The 16,503-nt window shown below is 68.0% G+C and carries 19 protein-coding genes; 11 read left to right on the top strand and 8 right to left on the bottom strand.

Features of this window, described 5'->3' with window-relative positions; all coding sequences use genetic code 11:
• Window positions 1–21 precede the first annotated feature (21 nt).
• The gene (locus VGV58_RS10670) at window positions 22–855 is read right to left on the bottom strand and encodes an SDR family NAD(P)-dependent oxidoreductase (protein ID WP_326873982.1); all 834 of its coding nucleotides are present in this window, start codon (window positions 853–855) and stop codon (window positions 22–24) included.
• 134 nt (window positions 856–989) lie between these two features.
• Here VGV58_RS10670 and VGV58_RS10675 point away from each other — a divergent pair, with 134 nt between their 5' ends.
• A complete protein-coding gene (locus VGV58_RS10675; RefSeq protein WP_326873983.1) occupies window positions 990–1,709 on the top strand; it encodes an alanyl-tRNA editing protein in 720 nt (239 codons plus the stop codon).
• Between the two features lie 50 nt (window positions 1,710–1,759).
• A complete protein-coding gene (sseA, locus tag VGV58_RS10680; protein ID WP_326873984.1) occupies window positions 1,760–2,614 on the top strand; it encodes a 3-mercaptopyruvate sulfurtransferase in 855 nt (284 codons plus the stop codon).
• Window positions 2,615–2,618: 4 nt separating this feature from the next.
• Here the strand turns inward: sseA and VGV58_RS10685 are convergent, their stop codons facing one another.
• A complete protein-coding gene (locus VGV58_RS10685; RefSeq protein WP_326873985.1) occupies window positions 2,619–3,542 on the bottom strand; it encodes a glutaminase in 924 nt (307 codons plus the stop codon).
• A gap of 128 nt (window positions 3,543–3,670) precedes the next feature.
• On the opposite strand from VGV58_RS10685, the gene VGV58_RS10690 reads away from it, so the two are divergent.
• Window positions 3,671–4,420 carry a proteasome-type protease gene (locus VGV58_RS10690; protein WP_326873986.1) on the top strand — a complete coding sequence of 250 codons (750 nt, stop codon included), beginning with the start codon at window positions 3,671–3,673 and terminating at the stop codon, window positions 4,418–4,420.
• A gap of 1 nt (window position 4,421) precedes the next feature.
• Here the strand turns inward: VGV58_RS10690 and VGV58_RS10695 are convergent, their stop codons facing one another.
• The gene (locus VGV58_RS10695) at window positions 4,422–5,039 is read right to left on the bottom strand and encodes an ankyrin repeat domain-containing protein (RefSeq protein WP_326873987.1); all 618 of its coding nucleotides are present in this window, start codon (window positions 5,037–5,039) and stop codon (window positions 4,422–4,424) included.
• A 337-nt stretch (window positions 5,040–5,376) separates the two neighbouring features.
• On the bottom strand, window positions 5,377–5,583 hold the full coding sequence (locus VGV58_RS10700; protein ID WP_326873988.1) for a TOBE domain-containing protein: 207 nt from the start codon (window positions 5,581–5,583) through the stop codon (window positions 5,377–5,379).
• A 117-nt stretch (window positions 5,584–5,700) separates the two neighbouring features.
• Between VGV58_RS10700 and modA the strand changes: the two genes are divergently transcribed.
• Genes modA through modC form a run of 3 tightly spaced genes read left to right on the top strand, consistent with a single transcriptional unit; the run spans window position 5,701 to window position 8,302 of the window.
• The gene (modA, locus tag VGV58_RS10705; RefSeq protein WP_326873990.1) at window positions 5,701–6,519 is read left to right on the top strand and encodes a molybdate ABC transporter substrate-binding protein; all 819 of its coding nucleotides are present in this window, start codon (window positions 5,701–5,703) and stop codon (window positions 6,517–6,519) included.
• Window positions 6,516–7,214: a molybdate ABC transporter permease subunit gene (gene modB / locus VGV58_RS10710; RefSeq protein WP_326873991.1), complete on the top strand. Its 699-nt coding sequence runs from the start codon at window positions 6,516–6,518 to the stop codon at window positions 7,212–7,214. Before modA ends, modB begins: the two co-directional genes overlap by 4 nt.
• Window positions 7,211–8,302: a molybdenum ABC transporter ATP-binding protein gene (gene modC / locus VGV58_RS10715; protein WP_326873992.1), complete on the top strand. Its 1,092-nt coding sequence runs from the start codon at window positions 7,211–7,213 to the stop codon at window positions 8,300–8,302. Before modB ends, modC begins: the two co-directional genes overlap by 4 nt.
• A gap of 4 nt (window positions 8,303–8,306) precedes the next feature.
• On the opposite strand, the gene VGV58_RS10720 is transcribed toward modC, so the two are convergent.
• From VGV58_RS10720 to VGV58_RS10730, 3 genes are all read right to left on the bottom strand, one after another.
• A complete protein-coding gene (locus VGV58_RS10720) occupies window positions 8,307–8,705 on the bottom strand; it encodes a winged helix-turn-helix domain-containing protein (RefSeq protein WP_326873993.1) in 399 nt (132 codons plus the stop codon).
• 26 nt (window positions 8,706–8,731) lie between these two features.
• Entirely contained in the window at window positions 8,732–9,367 is a 636-nt protein-coding gene (locus tag VGV58_RS10725; RefSeq protein ID WP_326873994.1) for a pyridoxamine 5'-phosphate oxidase family protein, read from the bottom strand.
• A gap of 83 nt (window positions 9,368–9,450) precedes the next feature.
• Window positions 9,451–10,278 carry a phosphogluconate dehydrogenase C-terminal domain-containing protein gene (locus VGV58_RS10730; RefSeq protein ID WP_326873995.1) on the bottom strand — a complete coding sequence of 276 codons (828 nt, stop codon included), beginning with the start codon at window positions 10,276–10,278 and terminating at the stop codon, window positions 9,451–9,453.
• A 219-nt stretch (window positions 10,279–10,497) separates the two neighbouring features.
• Here VGV58_RS10730 and VGV58_RS10735 point away from each other — a divergent pair, with 219 nt between their 5' ends.
• Genes VGV58_RS10735 through VGV58_RS10745 form a run of 3 tightly spaced genes read left to right on the top strand, consistent with a single transcriptional unit; the run spans window position 10,498 to window position 13,365 of the window.
• The gene (locus VGV58_RS10735) at window positions 10,498–11,691 is read left to right on the top strand and encodes a CaiB/BaiF CoA transferase family protein (protein WP_326873996.1); all 1,194 of its coding nucleotides are present in this window, start codon (window positions 10,498–10,500) and stop codon (window positions 11,689–11,691) included.
• Between the two features lie 10 nt (window positions 11,692–11,701).
• Window positions 11,702–12,484 (top strand): enoyl-CoA hydratase/isomerase family protein, encoded by a 783-nt coding sequence (locus tag VGV58_RS10740; protein WP_326873997.1) that lies wholly within the window; start codon window positions 11,702–11,704, stop codon window positions 12,482–12,484.
• Window positions 12,481–13,365, top strand: coding sequence for an NAD(P)-dependent oxidoreductase (locus VGV58_RS10745; RefSeq protein WP_326873998.1), 885 nt, complete (start codon window positions 12,481–12,483; stop codon window positions 13,363–13,365). The genes VGV58_RS10740 and VGV58_RS10745 overlap by 4 nt, the downstream gene beginning before the upstream one ends.
• A gap of 7 nt (window positions 13,366–13,372) precedes the next feature.
• Here VGV58_RS10745 and VGV58_RS10750 read toward each other — a convergent pair whose 3' ends face one another.
• On the bottom strand, window positions 13,373–14,107 hold the full coding sequence (locus VGV58_RS10750) for a GntR family transcriptional regulator (protein WP_326873999.1): 735 nt from the start codon (window positions 14,105–14,107) through the stop codon (window positions 13,373–13,375).
• A gap of 119 nt (window positions 14,108–14,226) precedes the next feature.
• Between VGV58_RS10750 and VGV58_RS10755 the strand changes: the two genes are divergently transcribed.
• Both VGV58_RS10755 and VGV58_RS10760 read left to right on the top strand, forming a co-directional pair.
• Entirely contained in the window at window positions 14,227–14,898 is a 672-nt protein-coding gene (locus VGV58_RS10755) for a cyclase family protein (protein WP_326874000.1), read from the top strand.
• A gap of 95 nt (window positions 14,899–14,993) precedes the next feature.
• On the top strand, window positions 14,994–16,391 hold the full coding sequence (locus VGV58_RS10760) for a flagellar biosynthesis protein FlgA (protein ID WP_326874001.1): 1,398 nt from the start codon (window positions 14,994–14,996) through the stop codon (window positions 16,389–16,391).
• Window positions 16,392–16,503: the final 112 nt, after the last annotated feature.

The raw sequence follows: 16,503 nt of genomic DNA on the forward strand, positions 1-16,503 counted from the left end.
TTGGCAGAGAATCGTCTCCGGCTATACCGCCCCGTCGCGGCGGCCACCACGATGCTCGCCGGCCAGCTTGCGTACCATCCAGAAATAGACCGGATAAGGCAGCAACCGCAGCGCCTTCATCAGCCAGGCGAGCCGGCGGGGAAAGGTGATTTCGAAGCCGCCGCGGGCGAAGCCGTCTACGACCCGTACTGCCGCCTCGTCGAGCGGCAGCATGAACGGCATCGGGAAGCTGTTGCGCTTGGTCATCGCCGTGTCGACAAAGCCGGGATTGACCAGCTGCAGGTGGATGCCATGGCGCTCGCAGTCGAACCGCAAGGCTTCGCAGAGATGGATCGCGGCTGCCTTGGAGGCGCCATAGGCCGCAGCGCCCGGCAGGCCGCGATAGCCCGCCAGCGAGGCGTTGACGGCAATCTGGCCCTTGCCGCGCGAGGCCATGCGTTCGGCGATCGCGGCCGCGCCGCGCACGACACCGATGAGATTGACCGCGAAGACCTGCTCGAAGGCGGCGACGTCGATCAGGCCCGGCCCGTTGCGCGGAGCGATGCCGGCATTGAGGAAGGCGAGCGCGACCGGCCCGTGCACGCTCTCGATGCCTTCGACCACCGCTGCCATCGCGGCGGGATCGACGACATCGCCGACATGGGCGACGATCCGCCCCGGCAGCCCGTCAGCGCTGAGCGCCAGCGCCTCGAGCTTGTCGAGCCGGCGGGCCGTCGCTGCGACCGTCCAGCCGCGCCGCGCCAGCTCCAGCGCCACGGCCGCGCCGATGCCCGAACTCGCCCCGGTCACCCAGGCGACGCCGTCCTGCGGCTGCATGCGCGGCATGGCCATGTTGCGGTCGGGTCTCCATGCCACGGCAGTCCTGGTCGGACCCTAGTGGTGCCGCGCCCTCAGCGGAAGCCCTGCCAGCGGCATCTCCGCTTAGCTACCCACCATCTTTTCCGCACCGGCAGCGCCTGCGATAAGTTCAGGCGATGAAGGAGATCGCGATGCCGACCGAATTGCTGTTCCGAGACGACGCCTATCTGACCGAAACATCCGCGACTGTCGTCGCGATCAACGAGCGCGGCGGCATCGAGCTCGACAGGACCGTATTTTACGCCACTGGCGGCGGCCAGCCGGGCGATGCCGGCGTGCTGGTCCGCAGCGATGGATCCGAGATCACGATCGGCACGGCGATCTACAATCCAGAGGACAAGAGCCGCGTCCTGCATGTCCCGCTCGAAGGCCAGGCTGCGCCTGCCGTCGGCGAGACCGTGACGGCCAGACTGGACTGGGAACGCCGGCTGAAGCGCATGCGCATCCACACCGCGCTGCATCTGCTCAGCGTCGTCCTGCCCTATCCGGTCACCGGCGGCGCGATCGGCGATAGCGGCGACGGCCGGCTCGATTTCGACATCCCCGAAGGCGGGCTCGACAAGGTCGAGCTGACCGAAAAGCTCGGCGCATTGGTGACCAAGAACGCTGCGATCAGCGAGCGCTGGATCACCGACGAGGAGCTCGACGCCAATCCCGGCCTGGTCAAGACCATGTCGGTGAAGCCGCCGCGTGGCTCGGGCCGGGTCCGGCTGGTCTCGATCGAGGGCATCGACCTGCAGCCCTGCGGCGGCACGCATGTGCGCAACACCGCCGAGATCGGCGCGGTCGTCGTCACCGATGTCGAGAAGAAGGGCAAGCAGAACCGGCGGGTGCGCATCGCACTCGCGTGAACATTCCGTCACAACATCCTGAGAACAGACTCACTTTCGAGGAACCGCGCATGGCCCGCAACGACATCTTCGTCTCCACGCAATGGCTGGCCGAGCGGCTCGACGCGCCCGACATCGTCGTGGTCGAGGGCTCATACTATCTGCCGGCCCAGAAGCGCGACGCCAACGCCGAATTTGCGCAGCAGCGCATTCCGGGCGCGGTGCGCTTCGATATCGACGTGGTGAAGGACAAGGGCTCAAGCCTGCCGCACATGCTGCCGCGGCCAGATGCCTTTGCTGCCGCGGTCGGCGCCATGGGCATCGGTGATGGCATGCGCATCGTCGTCTATGACGGGCTCGGCCTGTTTTCGGCGCCGCGCGTGCGCTGGACCTTCCAGACCTTCGGCGCCAAGGACGTGGTGATCCTCGAAGGCGGCATGCCGCAATGGCTGGCAGAAGGCCGGCCGGTCGAGGACGGCGCGCCGCGCCCGCGTGCACCGCGCAGCTTCACCGCCAGGCTCGACCATTCCGCCGTCGCCGACGCCAACGACATCGCACGCGCCATCGAGATCAATTCGGCCCAGGTCATCGATGCGCGCGCCGCCGATCGTTTCCGTGGCGAAGCACCGGAGCCGCGCGCCGGCCTGCGCTCCGGCCATATCCCCGGCTCGCTCAACGTGCCGTCCTCGACGCTGGTGACGGACGGCAAGCTCAAATCGCCCGAAGAGATCGTCGCGGCCTTCCAGAGCGCCGGTGTCGACCTCGACCAGCCGGTGATGACGACCTGCGGCTCCGGCGTTTCCGCCGTGATCCTGTCGACGGCTCTGGAATCGATCGGCAAGTCGACCCGCGCCGTCTATGACGGCTCCTGGTCCGAATGGGGCGCGAGCGACCGGCCGATCGCGACCGGGCCAGCGAAGAGCTAACCGCTCAGAACACCGACCAGCCGGTGCGCTCGACCAGGCGTTCGAGCGCGAGCGCGCCGACATGCGAGGTGCCGGCGGCGTTGAGGCCGGGCGACCAGACCGCGATCGCAGCCTGCTTCGGCACAATGGCGAGGATACCGCCGCCGACGCCGCTCTTGCCGGGCAGTCCGACCTTGAAGGCGAATTCACCCGAGGCGTCGTAGTGGCCGCAGGTCATCATCAGCGCCTTGACGCGGCGCGCCCGCGCCGGGCGACAAACCACAGCGCCGCTCAAGGGATCGACGCCATCGCCGGCGAGGAACAGGCCGGCGCGGGCAAGCTGGGCGCAGCTCAGGCTCAGCGCGCATTGATGAAAATAGACGTCGAGCACCTCGGCGACCGGGTTCTTCAGATTGCCGAAGGCGCGGATGAAATTGGCGAGACTGGCATTGCGAAAGCCTGTCTGTGCTTCCGAGCCCGCCACCTCCTTGTCGATCGCGACCGTGCGATCGCCCGAGCATTTGCGCAGGAAGGCGAGGATCTCGGCCGCCGTCTTCCTCGGCGTGCGGCCGGTCAACAGCGCATCGGTGACGACCAGCGCGCCAGCATTGATGAAGGGATTGCGCGGCACGCCACGTTCCTGCTCGAGCTGGACGATCGAGTTGAAGGGCGAGCCCGACGGCTCGCGCCCGACCCGGTGCCAGAGCCGGGCGCCGACCCGCTCCAGCGCCAACGTAAGGGTGAAGACCTTGGAGATGCTCTGGATCGAGAACGGCACATCGGCGTCGCCGGCCTGCGCATGCTCGCCGGTGCAGGTGACGACGGCGAGCCCGAAGCGGCGCGGATCGACCCGCGACAATGCCGGGATGTAGTCGGCGACCTTGCCGGCGCCGATATGCTCGGCCATGTCGGCGTGAACAGCTGCGACGATGTCCGACAGATTGCGCATGCCCGAACTCCGCCACGGCCTGATCGGGGCGACCTTGGCATTCGTCAGACCGCGTCGCAATCGCGTCGGCGAGAGCTTGGCAAAGCCCCCGCCCCTGCGCATGCTGCGCCTATGCCTGGGAGCTACCCATGACCTATTGCCTCGGGATCCTGCTGCCGTCGGGCCTGATCCTCGCCTCCGATTCCCGCTCCAGCGCCGGCGTCGACCAGATCGCGGTGGTGAAGAAGCTCGCTCTGTTCGAGGTGCCCGGCGAGCGCGTGATCGCGATCCTCTCGGCCGGGAACCTGGCGACGACGCAGGCCGTGATCACCATGATCCGGCAATACACCAGGCATAAGCAGGACAGCGCCGCGGGCGGGGAGAACCGCGACATCCTGGCGGCACGTACCATGTTCGACGTCGCGCAGATCGTCGGCGGTGTCCTGCGCGAGGTGCTGCGTGCCAACCGCGCCTTCGTCGAACCCTATGGCGACCCGAACGGTTCGTTCATCGTCGCCGGTCAGATCGCCGGCGAGCCGCACCGGCTGTTCCAGGTCTATTCGGCCGGCAATTTCGTCGAGGCATCCGGCCGCACCCAGTTCCTCCAGCTCGGCGAGACCAAATACGGCAAGCCGATCCTCGACCGGGCGCTGCAGGAGGCGAGCGGGCTCGACGAAGCGGCCAAACTCACCCTGCTCTCCTTCGATGCCACGGTACGCTCGAACCTTTCGGTCGCGCCACCGATCGACCTCTTGCGCTACGAGGCCGACAGCTTCTCGACCCGGCACCTCGCCAAATATGACAGCAACCACCCTTACTGGGCCGATCTGCGCCAGCGCTACAGCGACGGGCTCAGCGCACTGGTCGCGAGCCTGCCAGCGCCGGATTTCCCCGCCTGACTTATTGCAGCAACGCGACCATCGCCGCATAGCCGCGGCGGCGGGCATGCTCGAGCGGCGTCGTGCCCTCGCGGTCGGCAAGGTCACGCCGCGCACCGGCCGCGACCAGTGCCTTCACCGTCTCGACATGGCGCGGCCCGCCATTGCCGAGGATCACCGCCTCGATCAGGGCGGTCCAACCGAGATTGTTGACATGGTCGAGCGGCGCGCCGGCGGCGATCAATTCGCGCACCACGCCGTCATGGCCGAGATGGGCGGCCGCGATCAGGGCCGTGCCGAGATAGGGGCTGGTGATCGCACGTGGGTCGCCGCCGATGGCGAGCGCGGTGCGCATGGTCTCGACGTCGTCGGCGACGGCCGCGATGGTGATCGCGTCATAGGCGCGGCTGTCGAGGGCGCGCGGGTCGGCGCCCGCCTTGGCGAGTTCGCGCATCGCCTCGCTCTGGCGGGCATGGGCGGCGGCCAACAATGCGGTGCGGCCCTCGCCGTCACGGGTCTCGAGGCCGCGTCCGGTCGCGATGGCTTGCCGGAGAGCCGGCAGATCGCCGCGATAGGCCGACAGATGCAGGGCATCATAGGCCGCGATCTCAGCCGGTGACGGCGGAACCTGAGCCTGCACAGCACTGCAAAAGCTCACCCCCGCGACAAGCAGCAGGCCTCGAAATGCCTTTCGGCAAACGTTCGCCCCGCGTCGTTTCGCCTCAGGCATCTGCGTTCCCCCGGGTATTTTCGCGCAATCGGCGCGAAAAACCGCATCCTGCTCAAAATAAGGTCAGCCTTGCTGCCCTTCCCCCCTTGCAGGCCAGGCCGGAGCGCCCTATTTCCTGTGCACCGCAGCAGAGATGTTGCGGCGCCCTCCTTGGGCGTTTCCTCCCTAGACTTCGGCCTGCGCTTCGGCGTGGGCCTTTTTCTTTTGCGGAGAAGGCTAGCGCGGCCGGCATCGGCCACGCAAACGCTCAGTCGATCGCGATCATCACGTCGGAGGCCTTCACCACGGCATAGGCCTGCTGCCCGACCGCGAGCTTGAGCTCGTCGACCGCGGCATTGGTGATCGCCGAGGTGACGATGGCACCGCCGACATCGAGCTTCACATGGGCGGTGGTCGCGCCCTTCACGATCTCGGTGATGGTGCCCTTGAGCTGGTTGCGGGCGGAAATCTTCATATCGGTCTCCTCGATCTGACATTCACACTCAGTCCGCATCAGGCGGACTCGACCTTTGGTCACCCGCCGTTATATTCGGCCGCACATAGCGACAGCAACCGCAGCGAGGACCGCCCTATGCCATCGACCCGCAGAAACGTGTGCTCCGGTCTCCTGGGCTTCACCGCCACACTGCTGATCGGCGTCGCCTCCTTCACCGGTCCGGCCCTCGCCCAGAGCAAGGAACTGGTGGTCTTCGCCGCGGCGAGCCTGAAGAACGCCCTCGACGAAGCCGCGGCCAATTGGGTCAAGGAAAGCGGCAAGCCGGCGCCGAAGATCTCCTATGCGGCGAGCAACGCGCTGGCGAAGCAGCTCGAAAGCGGCGCTCCGGCCGACCTCTTCCTCTCGGCCGATCTCGACTGGATGGACTACGCCCAGCAGAAGAACCTGATCAAGAACGAGAGCCGCGTCAGCCTGCTCGCCAACCGGATCGCGCTGATCGCGCCGTCGGATGCCAAGACCACGGCGACCTTGGCCCCGGGCGTCGACCTCTCCGCCGCACTTGGCCAGGGCCGGCTCGCCATGGGCAATGTCGATTCGGTGCCGGCCGGCAAATACGGCAAGGCGGCGCTGGAGAAGCTCGGCGGCTGGGACAAGGTCAAGGACAAGGTGGCGCAGGCCGACAATGTCCGCGCCGCGCTGCTGCTGGTCTCGCGTGGCGAGGCGCCGCTCGGCATCGTCTACACCACCGACGCCGCCGCTGACCCGAAGGTCAAGGTGATCGCGACCTTCCCGGAGGATACGCATCCGCCGATCGTCTATCCGGTCGCCATCACCAAGGATTCGACCAATCCCGACGCGCAGGGCTTCCTGACCTGGCTGCGCGGCAACGGCGCCAAGGCCAGCTTCGAGAAGCAGGGCTTCACGGTTCTGAACAAGCCCGCCTCTTCTTCGTGAGCGACTGGCTGTCCCCGGAGGAATGGACGGCCGTCCGCCTCAGCCTGATCGTCGCCACCACAGCCATGCTGGCGAGCCTCCCTTTGGGGCTAGCCATTGCGTGGCTGCTGGCGCGCGGGCGCTTCTGGGGCAAGTCGCTGCTCGACGCCGTCATCCATCTGCCGCTGATCCTGCCGCCGGTCGTCACCGGCTATCTGCTGCTGATCGGCTTCGGCCGGCGCGGGCCGATCGGCCAGTTCCTTTATGACTGGTTCGGCATCGTCCTATCGTTTCGCTGGACAGGGGCGGCGCTCGCCTGCGCCGTGATGGGCTTTCCGCTGATGGTCCGCGCGATCCGGCTCTCGATCGAGGCGATCGACCGCAAGCTGGAGGATGCCGCAGGAACGCTCGGCGCCGGCCCGTTCTGGGTCTTCCTGACGGTGACGCTGCCGCTCGCACTGCCCGGTATCCTCGCCGGCATGATCCTGTGCTTCGCCAAGGCGATGGGCGAGTTCGGCGCGACCATCACCTTCGTCTCCAACATCCCCGGCGAGACGCAGACCCTGCCCTCGGCGATCTACACCTTCACGCAGGTGCCGAACGGCGATGCCGGCGCGATGCGGCTGACCCTGATCTCGATCGCGATCTCGGTCGCGGCGCTGTTCGCCTCGGAATTCCTGGCGCGGCTGGTCGGCCGGCGGATCGCTGTCGAATGAGCGCGGTGATCGAGGTGTCCGTGGCGCACCGGCTCGGCGCCTTCGCGCTCGATGCGAGCTTCGCCTCGGACGGGCGGCTGACGGCGCTGTTCGGCCGCTCGGGCTCGGGCAAGACCTCGCTGGTCAACGTGATCTCCGGGCTGATCCGGCCGCAGGCTGGCCGCGTCGTCATCGACGGGCGGGTGATGGTCGACAGCACCTCCGGCCTCTTCGTGCCCAAGCACAAGCGGCGCATCGGTTATGTCTTCCAGGAGGCGCGGCTCTTCCCGCATCTCTCCGTCAGGCAGAACCTGCTCTATGGCCGCTGGTTCGCGCCGAAGGCGGAGGATGGCGGCAGCAAGCTCGACGACGTGCTCGACCTGCTGGGCATCGGCCATCTCCTGCAAAGGCAGCCGGGCGCGCTCTCCGGCGGCGAGAAACAGCGCGTCGCGATCGGCCGCGCCTTGCTGGCCAAGCCGCGTCTCCTGCTGATGGACGAACCGCTCGCCTCGCTCGACGAAGAGCGCAAAGCGGAGATCCTTCCTTACATCGAGCGTCTGCGCGACGGCTTCGGCATCCCGATCGTCTATGTCTCTCACTCGATCGCCGAGGTGGCGCGATTGGCGACGCATCTCGTCATCCTCGACCAGGGCAAGGTCTCGATGAGCGGACCGACCGCCGAGCTGATGTCCCGGCCCGACGTGCCGATCCTCTCCGCCTCGGCGGAGGCCGGCGCCATCCTCGACGCGCGCGTGCTGCGGCACGAGCCCGAACACGGCCTGACGATCCTGGAGACCGCGGCCGGGACGCTGCAGATCGCCCGGCGCAATGCGCCGGAAGGGGCGGCGCTGCGCGTGCGCATCCTCGCCAGCGACGTGATGCTGAGCTTGAAGCCGCTCGACGGGATCAGCGCACTCAACGTCCTGCCCGGAACGGTCTCGGCGCTCGGCGCTCGGCATGGCGATGGCGGGGCACTGGAAGTGCGGCTCGACTGCAACGGCGCCGGCCTGCTCGCCCGCCTTACCGTGAAATCTGCCGAGCAATTGCGGCTCGCGCCCGGAAGCCCGGTCTATGCGGTGATCAAGAGCGTCTCGATCGATACGCCGTGAGCGCTCAGGCCTTCTTGCCGGGCTCGCGCGGTGGAGCTGTTGGCGAGACCGCCGCGCGTAATGCTGCGATCTCGGCTGCTCCCGCCTCCAGCGTCTTCGCCTCGATGGCGCGATAATTCGCGACGATCTCGCGGCCGAGTGCCGTCAGATGCGCGCCCCCGCCCTTCGCCCCGCCGGGCTGCGCCTCGACCAGCGGCGCGCGGAAGATGCGGTTGAGATCGTCGACCAGCAGCCAGGCGCGGCGATAGGACATCTTCATCGAACGGCCAGCAGCGGAGATCGAGCCGGTCTCGCCGATCGCTTCCAGCAATTGCACCTTGCCGGGGCCGAGGCGTCCGCCCGGCGTGAAGTCGAGCCGGAAGCTGAAACGCACGGCAGGCAGGGACTGGTCAGCCTTCGACATGGCCAGTTCTCCGCGGCCACTCGCGCTCAATAGAGCCGCAAGCGGTAAGCTTCTTCCAGATTGGCGTCGGCCTCGGCGGCGTCGACCGCCCTGGTCTGCTCGGCGACGATGCGGCCCAGCGTCGGGAAGCTCGAACGCTCGACCTGCGACTCCTGCGCCCAGAGCTTCGAGCGGAGCAGCGCCTTGCCGCAATGGAAATAGGCTTCGTCGACCTCGACGATCAGGCCGAGCTTCGGCGCCTTCTCCTGCATGGCCATGGGCTCCAGCAGCGCGGCGTCCGTGGTCATCCGCGCCCTGCCGTTGACACGCAGCGTCTCGGTGATCCCCGGCACGAAGAAGACCAGGCCGACGCCGGGCGCGCTCAACACGTTGCGGAAGGAATCGATCCGGTTGTTGCCGCGCCGGTCGGGAATCAGCAGCGTCCGCTCGTCGAGGACCTCGACAAAGCCCGGCCCGTCGCCGCGCGGGCTGGCATCCACGCCGCCCTCACGGTCGGCGCTGGCCAGCACGAGAAAGGGCGAGAGGGCGATGAAGTCGCGGCAGAACCTGTCGAGCCGGTCGAGCACCTTCTTCTGCACGACCAGGGACTCTTCGCCGACGATCGCGCGCAGCTGGGCTGCATCGTCGACCGTCGTGCCCGGCTTCTGGCTGATCGCGCTCATTTCACTTCTCCGAAGGCATACCGGCCCAGCCGACGCAGGAGGCATAACATGGCTTCCGAATGAGCCGAAGCCTCGCCACAACCTCAGGTGATGCGCCGGACGCTGTCGGCGATCTCGTCCGGCTCGAACAGGCGCTTCCAGTCCGGCTTCAGGATCGTCTCCTTGCCGAAGACGATCGCCTTGTTGCAGGCGTCGGAGAACACGCCCTGGACCTCGCCGAAGGTCACCGCCGCCAGGATGTTCATGTGGCCGAGCAGGAAGTCGCGCGCCGCCTCGCGCGGCACGCCGCGGGCGATCGCCTCCTCCATCGCCTCGCGCATCGCGTCGAGCAGCGTGGCGCAGACGGTTTCCGACAGGCCGGGCTCGAGGATCGCCATCTGCTCGACGGTGACGCGATGCGAGCGCATCACCGGCGCCCAGATCGCCCGCGCCACCTCCTCGCCAACAGCGTAGTGCGCCTCCGGGCCCTGCATCAGTGCGTTGACGATGTGCTGCTTCGCGGCGATGCCGCCGAAATGGTCGGCTCGCGCCGCCTCGTCGGTCTCGTCGTTGAAGATCGGCGGATGGCAGGGATGGGTGACGAAATAGGTGACGTCGGCTCGCACAGGCAGATGACCGGCATGGGGCGCTGCGGCATCGAGAATGACGACGATCGTCCCGGCCGCGAGCTTCGGCACGAGACCGGCCGCCACCGCGCCGACGGCGGTATCGGGCACGGCCAGGATCACGACCTCAGCTCCCTTGATCGCTGCATCCGGCTCGACGCAGGCGACGCCGAAGGCTTCGCGGATTCGATCCTGACCCGCCGGGCTGATCTCGACATGGCGTGTCTCGAAGCGCGAGCGCGCGAGGTTGCGGCCGAGCCGCATGCCCATCTTGCCGCCGGCACCGAATAGGGCGACCACCGTCATCGTTGTCCTCCTGCTCCACGCGTCCGTTGCCGACGCTGTCCCGCCAAGCTCGCAAGGCTTTCCGCCGGACGTCAACGTCCCTGTTCCACAACACTCGTTCCCCGTTGTTCGGTCAGCGCATGGCTCGCCTGCCGATCTTGCATGCAAGATGGCGTCAAAGATTGACGCCCCGTGAGGTTGACGGGATAGTCGGCGTCCTTGTCACGCTTCCGGATCACCATGCCCCGCCCGACGCCGTCCACCGCCCTCGAACGCTTGCGCGTGCTCGACCTGACGCGCGTACGCGCCGGGCCGACCTGCGCCCGCATCTTCGCCGATTTCGGCGCCGACGTGATCAAGATCGAAAGCCCCCCGGGGCTCGATCCGAACGAGAACATGAGCGGGCCGCGGCATGGCTACGACATGCAGAACCTGCACAGGAACAAGCGCTCGCTGACGCTCAACCTTAAGAAGGAGCCAGCCAAGGCGGTGCTGCGCAAGCTGATCGCCGACGCCGACCTGCTGGTCGAGAACTTCCGCCCCGACGTGAAGGAGCGGCTCGGACTGGATTTCGAGACGCTGCATGCACTCAATCCGCGCCTGATCCTGGTCTCGATCTCCGGCTTCGGCCAGAGCGGGCCCTATCGCCTGCGCGCCGGCTTCGACCAGATCGCCCAGGGCATGGGCGGGATGATGTCGGTGACCGGCCTGCCCGGACAGGGGCCGGTGCGCGCCGGCATCGCCGTCGCCGATTCCGCCGCCGGGCTCTATGGCGCGATCGGGGCGCTGGTCGCGCTGCAGGAGCGCGCCATCTCGGGCAAGGGCCAGTGGGTGCAGACCTCGCTGCTCGAAGCGCAGATCGGCATGATGGACTTCCAGGTCGCGCGCTATCTGGTCGAGGGCAAGGTGCCGCCGCAGGCCGGCAACGACCATCCCTATGCGACGCCGATGGGCGTCTATGCGACGCGCAACGGCCATATCAATCTCGGCGTCGGCGCCGAGGGGCATTGGCGCTCCTTCTGCGGCGCGATTGGCCGGCCAGAGCTCGCGACCGATCCGCGCTATGACAACATGGAGAAGCGCTTCGCGGCGCGGCCGGAGCTGCGCGTGCTGCTCGAGGAGATCATGTCGACGCAGGACAGCGCGTACTGGCTCGACGCCTGCGAGAAAGCATCGGTGCCGGCCGGGCCGATCTATGCGGTCGATGCCGTCTTCGACGATCCGCAGGTGCAGCACCTCGGCATCGCGCAGCCGGTCAATCACCCCGCGATCGGCGACATCCGCGTCGTCGGCCAACCGGTCAGCCTGTCGCGCACGCCCTCCAGCATCGCGACGCCGACGCCGGACGCCGGCGACCACAACCTCGAAATCCTCACCGAGCTCGGCTTCGACGAGGCGGCGATCGCCGGCCTCAAGGCCGAAGGCGCGATCTGAAAGGCATCCAATGAACGACGAGATTCTCTACGACGTCGCCGATGGCGTCGGCACGGTCACGCTCAACCGGCCGCAGGCGCGCAATGCGCTGACCTTCGCGATGTATGAGGGGCTGGCCGAGATCCTCGGCAATCCAGAAAAGCACGGCGCACCGAAGGTGTTCGTCGTCACCGGCGCCGGCGAGAAGGCCTTCGCCGCCGGCACCGACATCGCCCAGTTCCGCGAGTTCAAGACGGCCGAGGACGCCCTCGCCTATGAGAACCGGATCGAGCGGGTGATCACCACGATCGAGAGCTGCCCGGTGCCGACGATCGCGGCGATCGCGGGCGCGGTCACCGGCGGCGGCGCGGCGATCGCCTGCGCCTGCGACCTTCGGATCGCGACGCAATCGGCCCGCTTCGGCTTCCCGGTGGCGCGCACGCTCGGCAACTGCCTGTCGATGGCGAACTATGCCCGCCTCGCCAGCCTGCTCGGCCCGGCCCGCGTCAAGGACATCATCTTCACCGCGAGGCTGGTCGAGGCCGAGGAAGGCCATCGCATCGGCCTCTACAACGAACTCGTCGCCGACCATGCGGCGCTGACCGCGCGGGTGAAGGAGCTGGCGCAGACGATCCGCGGCCATGCGCCGCTGACCATGCGCGCCACCAAGGAAGCGCTGCGCCGGCTCACGGCGGCGGCGAGCGCCGATGTCGACGGCGATGACCTCGTCACCCTCTGCTACACCAGCGCCGATTTCCGCGAGGGCATGGAAGCCTTCCTCGGCAAGCGCACGCCGAACTGGCAGGGCAAATGAGAGAGACCATCGGCTTCATCGGCCTCGGGCTGATGGGCGCGGGCTTCTGCAAGCGCCTGATCGCGACCGGCCGCAGCGTGGTCGGCTACGATCTCGATCCGGCCCGGCGAGCTGAAGCCGAGGCGCTCGGCGTCACCCTCGCCGCCTCCCCGGCGGAGGTGGCCGAGCGCGCCAATCCCGTCTGCATCGCCGTGACCACCACCAAGGCGGTGCAGGCGGTGGTTAGTGGTGAAGGCGGCATCCTCTCCGCGAAGTCGCGGCCAGGCGCGGTCGTCATCGACTTCTCGACCACCGAGATCGGCGTGACCAAGGCGCTCGCGGTGGCGCTGGCGGAAGCGGGCATCGGCTTCATCGACGCGCCCGTCTCAGGCGGCCCGCCGGCAGCCGAAGCTGGCAAGCTCGCGATCATGGCTGGCGGCACGCCCGAGGCGATCGAGGCAGTACGGCCGCTGGCCGAGAGCCTCGGCCTCTTCACCCATATGGGCGCGGTCGGCGCCGGCCAGGCGACCAAACTGGTCAACCAGGCGCTGTGCCTGACCAATTACGTCGTCGTGGCAGAATCGCTCCGGCTGGCGGAGGCCTATGGCGTCGATGCCGACAAGATCCCGGCGGCGCTGGCGCCCGGCCTCGGCAACTCGGCAGTGCTGCAGGCGATGATGCCGCGCATGATCGCGCGCGACTTCGCGCCGAAGGGCTATGCGCGGCAGGTGCTGAAGGATCTGGAGATGCTGATGGAGGCGGGGCGTGAGCAGCACTTGGCCATGCCGATGGTCGCGCAAGCGACGACGCTCTACCGGATGCTGGTCGCGCAGGGCGATAGCGAGCTCGACGCGATCGCGGTGCTGAAGATGCTGCCGGAGGTTGCGCAGGCGTCGAATTGACCTGAGATCAGGCGCCGTCCGGCTTGGCGGCTTTGTCTTTCAGTGCCGCGACGAGGCCGGAGAGGCCATTGCGGACATGCTCGCGCAGGCGCTGGCTCGCCAGCGCGGCATCGCCAGCAGTGAGCGCCGCCAGGATCTGCTCATGCTCCTGGATCGCCATCTTCCAGCGCTTCGGCCAGAGGTTCGAGGAATAGCGGGCGCGATCGACCCGGAGCGCCAGCAACTCCCAGATCCAGAGCAGCACGGGATTGCCGGAGAGCTCGACGATGCGGCGGTGGAAGGCCTTGTTGGCCTCGAAATAGCCCGGCAGCTCGTCGCGGGTGTGATGCAGCATCATCCTGTAATGCAGCATGCCGATCTCGGCGACCGCCTCGTCCGTGGCGCGCGCCGCGGCGAGCTCGCCGGCCAGCCCCTCGATCGTCGAGACGACGTCGATCAGCGCCTCGATCTCGCCGACATCGAGCTCGGCAACCACTGAAGACTTGTTCGGCAGCGCGCGCAGCAGCCCGTCCTGGGTCAGCGTCTTGATCGCCTCGCGCACCGGCGTGCGGGATACGCCGAGTTGCAGGCAGAGCTCGCGCTCGTTCAGCTTGGCGCCCGGCGCCAGTGCCCCGGTGACGATCAGGTTGCGTAGTTTTGCGACCGTGCTGCCGTGCAGAGCGCCTTTGCGCCGGCCCGGCTCTGGCTGCGGAACCTGAGCGAGAAACGCTGCGAGCGGGGTCGTGTCGGCGGGGGTGTCCATGACGCCCTGTATATCGCGTGGCCGGGTCGCTGTCGAAAAATTCTTGCATACAAGAAATTCGACACCTAGAACGGAGCCGCCGGCTCGCCGGCATCCTTTTCCGCAATCCGGGCAGCGCCATGAACATCGTCGACCTTTCCATGCCGATCGCGCCGCATTTCCGCTGGCCGGTGGAGCTTTCGATCAAGGGCGACATCGCGGCGGGCGACCAGTTCCGGGTCTCGAAGATCAATGGCCCCTGCCATGGCTTCTCGCATGTCGACGCGCCTGCCCATTTCGTCGCCGGTGCGCCGACGATCGAGGCAACGCCGCTCAATCGGGTTGTCGGCCCCTGCCGCGTGCTCGACCTGAGCGCGCGCCCGGCCAATGAGCCCATCGGCCCCGAGCATCTCGCCGCCGCCGACACCGGCGGCGCCGACGGCGAGATTCTGCTGCTCGCCACACAGTGGAACGACCGGCGCGACTACAATGACAAGAGCTTCTGGACGCAGGCGCCCTGGCTGACGCTGGAGGCGGCGCAATGGCTGGCGGAGCGCAAGCCGACCGCCGTCGCCTTCGACTTCCCGCAGGACTATCCGATCCGCCTCCTGCTCGAAGGCAAGGAGGTGCCCAAGCCCGAGCATGTGACGCATCACGTCCTGCTCAGCCATGGCGTCACGCTGATCGAATACGTCGTCAACACCAGCAAGCTGACGGCACCGCGCAACCTGTTCTCGGCCGCGCCGCTGCTGATCCCGAACGCCGACGGCGCCCCCGCCCGCATCTACGCCATCGAGGGCCTGCCGGTCTGACGACCGCCTCACCTCTCTCAGCCCTCATCCTGACGCGGCCTCCCCAGGATGAGGGCTGAGGGAAAGACACCACGCAACCGAAAGATACGCCCCCAGTGAACATCGAGAACCTGTTCGCGCTGAAGCCCAGCGCGCCCGATCGCATGATCTCCGCCGCCCTGGTCGGCGCCGGCGAGTTCGGCGCGAGCTTCATCGGCCAGGCCCGGCGCGCCCCGCATATCGAGCCGCGCGTCGTCTGCGACCTCGATATCGGCCGCGCCCGCAAGGCGGCGCTCGCCGGTGGGCTGACCGAAGGCGAGATCATCGCCTGCCATAGCGCCGCCGAGGCCAAGGCCGCGCTCTCGCGCGGGCTGGTCGCGCTGATCGGCGATGCCGCCCATCTCGAAGGACTTGCCGTCGATGTCGTCGTCGAGGCGACCGGCGATCCGGAAGGCGCGGCGATGACCGCGCTCGCCGCTATCGAGGCCGGCCGCCATCTCGTCATGGTGACCAAGGAGGCCGAGTGCATCATCGGCCCGATCCTGGCGCATCGCGCCCGGCAGAAGGGCGTCGTGCATACTCCGGTCGATGGCGACCAGCCGAGCCTGCTGATCGGCCTGATCGGCTGGGCCCGCGTGCTCGGCCTGCCGATCGTCGCTGCCGGCAAGTCGTCTGAATCCGATTTCGTCTGGGATTCCGAGGCCGGCACCGTCACCGCCTGGGAAAAGGCTGTGCCCGCTGCCGATTTCGCCGCAGCCTTCGGCAAGCTCGGCAGCGACCCGCTCGGCCTGCTCGAGGCCCGCGCCAGGCTACCCTTCCCGCGCGCCACCGTGCCCGATCTCTGCGAGATGGGCATCGTCGCCAACCATACCGGGCTGATGCCGGACGTCGCGGCGATGCATGCGCCGATCGCGCGCACGACGGAGTTGCCGAGCCTGTTCCGCCCGGCCGCCGAGGGCGGCCTGCTCTCAGGCACCGGCCGCGTCGACATGTTCAACTGCCTGCGCCGGCCGGACGAGCTCTCCTTCGCCGGCGGCGTCTTCGTCATCGCCGAGACGCCCGATCTCGCGACCGGCAAGCTCTTCGCCGGCAAGGGCATCCCCTGCTCGCCCGATGGCCGCTATGTCCTGCTGCACAACCCCGTGCACCTGCTCGGGGCGGAAGCGCCGATGTCGGCGCTGTCGGCCGCCCTGCTCGGCCAGTCGACCGGCGGCGCCGAGGTGCTGCCGCGGGTCGATCTGACGGCGCGGGCAAGCCGCGACCTGGAACCCGGCGAGACGCTGACCATGGGCTATCGCCACGTCATCGAGGGGCTGGAGCCGCAATTGACCCCTGCCCGTCCGCTCGGGCCGAGCGAGCCGGTTCCTTATTACCTCACTGCCGGCCGGCCGGTTGTGCGCAAGGTCGCCCGCGGCGCGGTCGTCACCTGCGCGGACGTTGCGCTCGACGAGAGCACGACGCTGGTTCGCCTGCGCCGCGAGCAGGACGCGCTGTTCAACCCCGGCGCGCTTTGACTCTGCGCCAACACTCTGTATGCAGCATACAATAACTGCCTGGACCTAATCGGCCAGGCGACGCTGAGGAAACGATCGGGAGGCAGGGATGACGGGCGCGAGCACCGGATCG

The organism is Allobosea sp. (genome assembly GCF_035944895.1).
GTDB lineage: Bacteria > Pseudomonadota > Alphaproteobacteria > Rhizobiales > Beijerinckiaceae > Allobosea.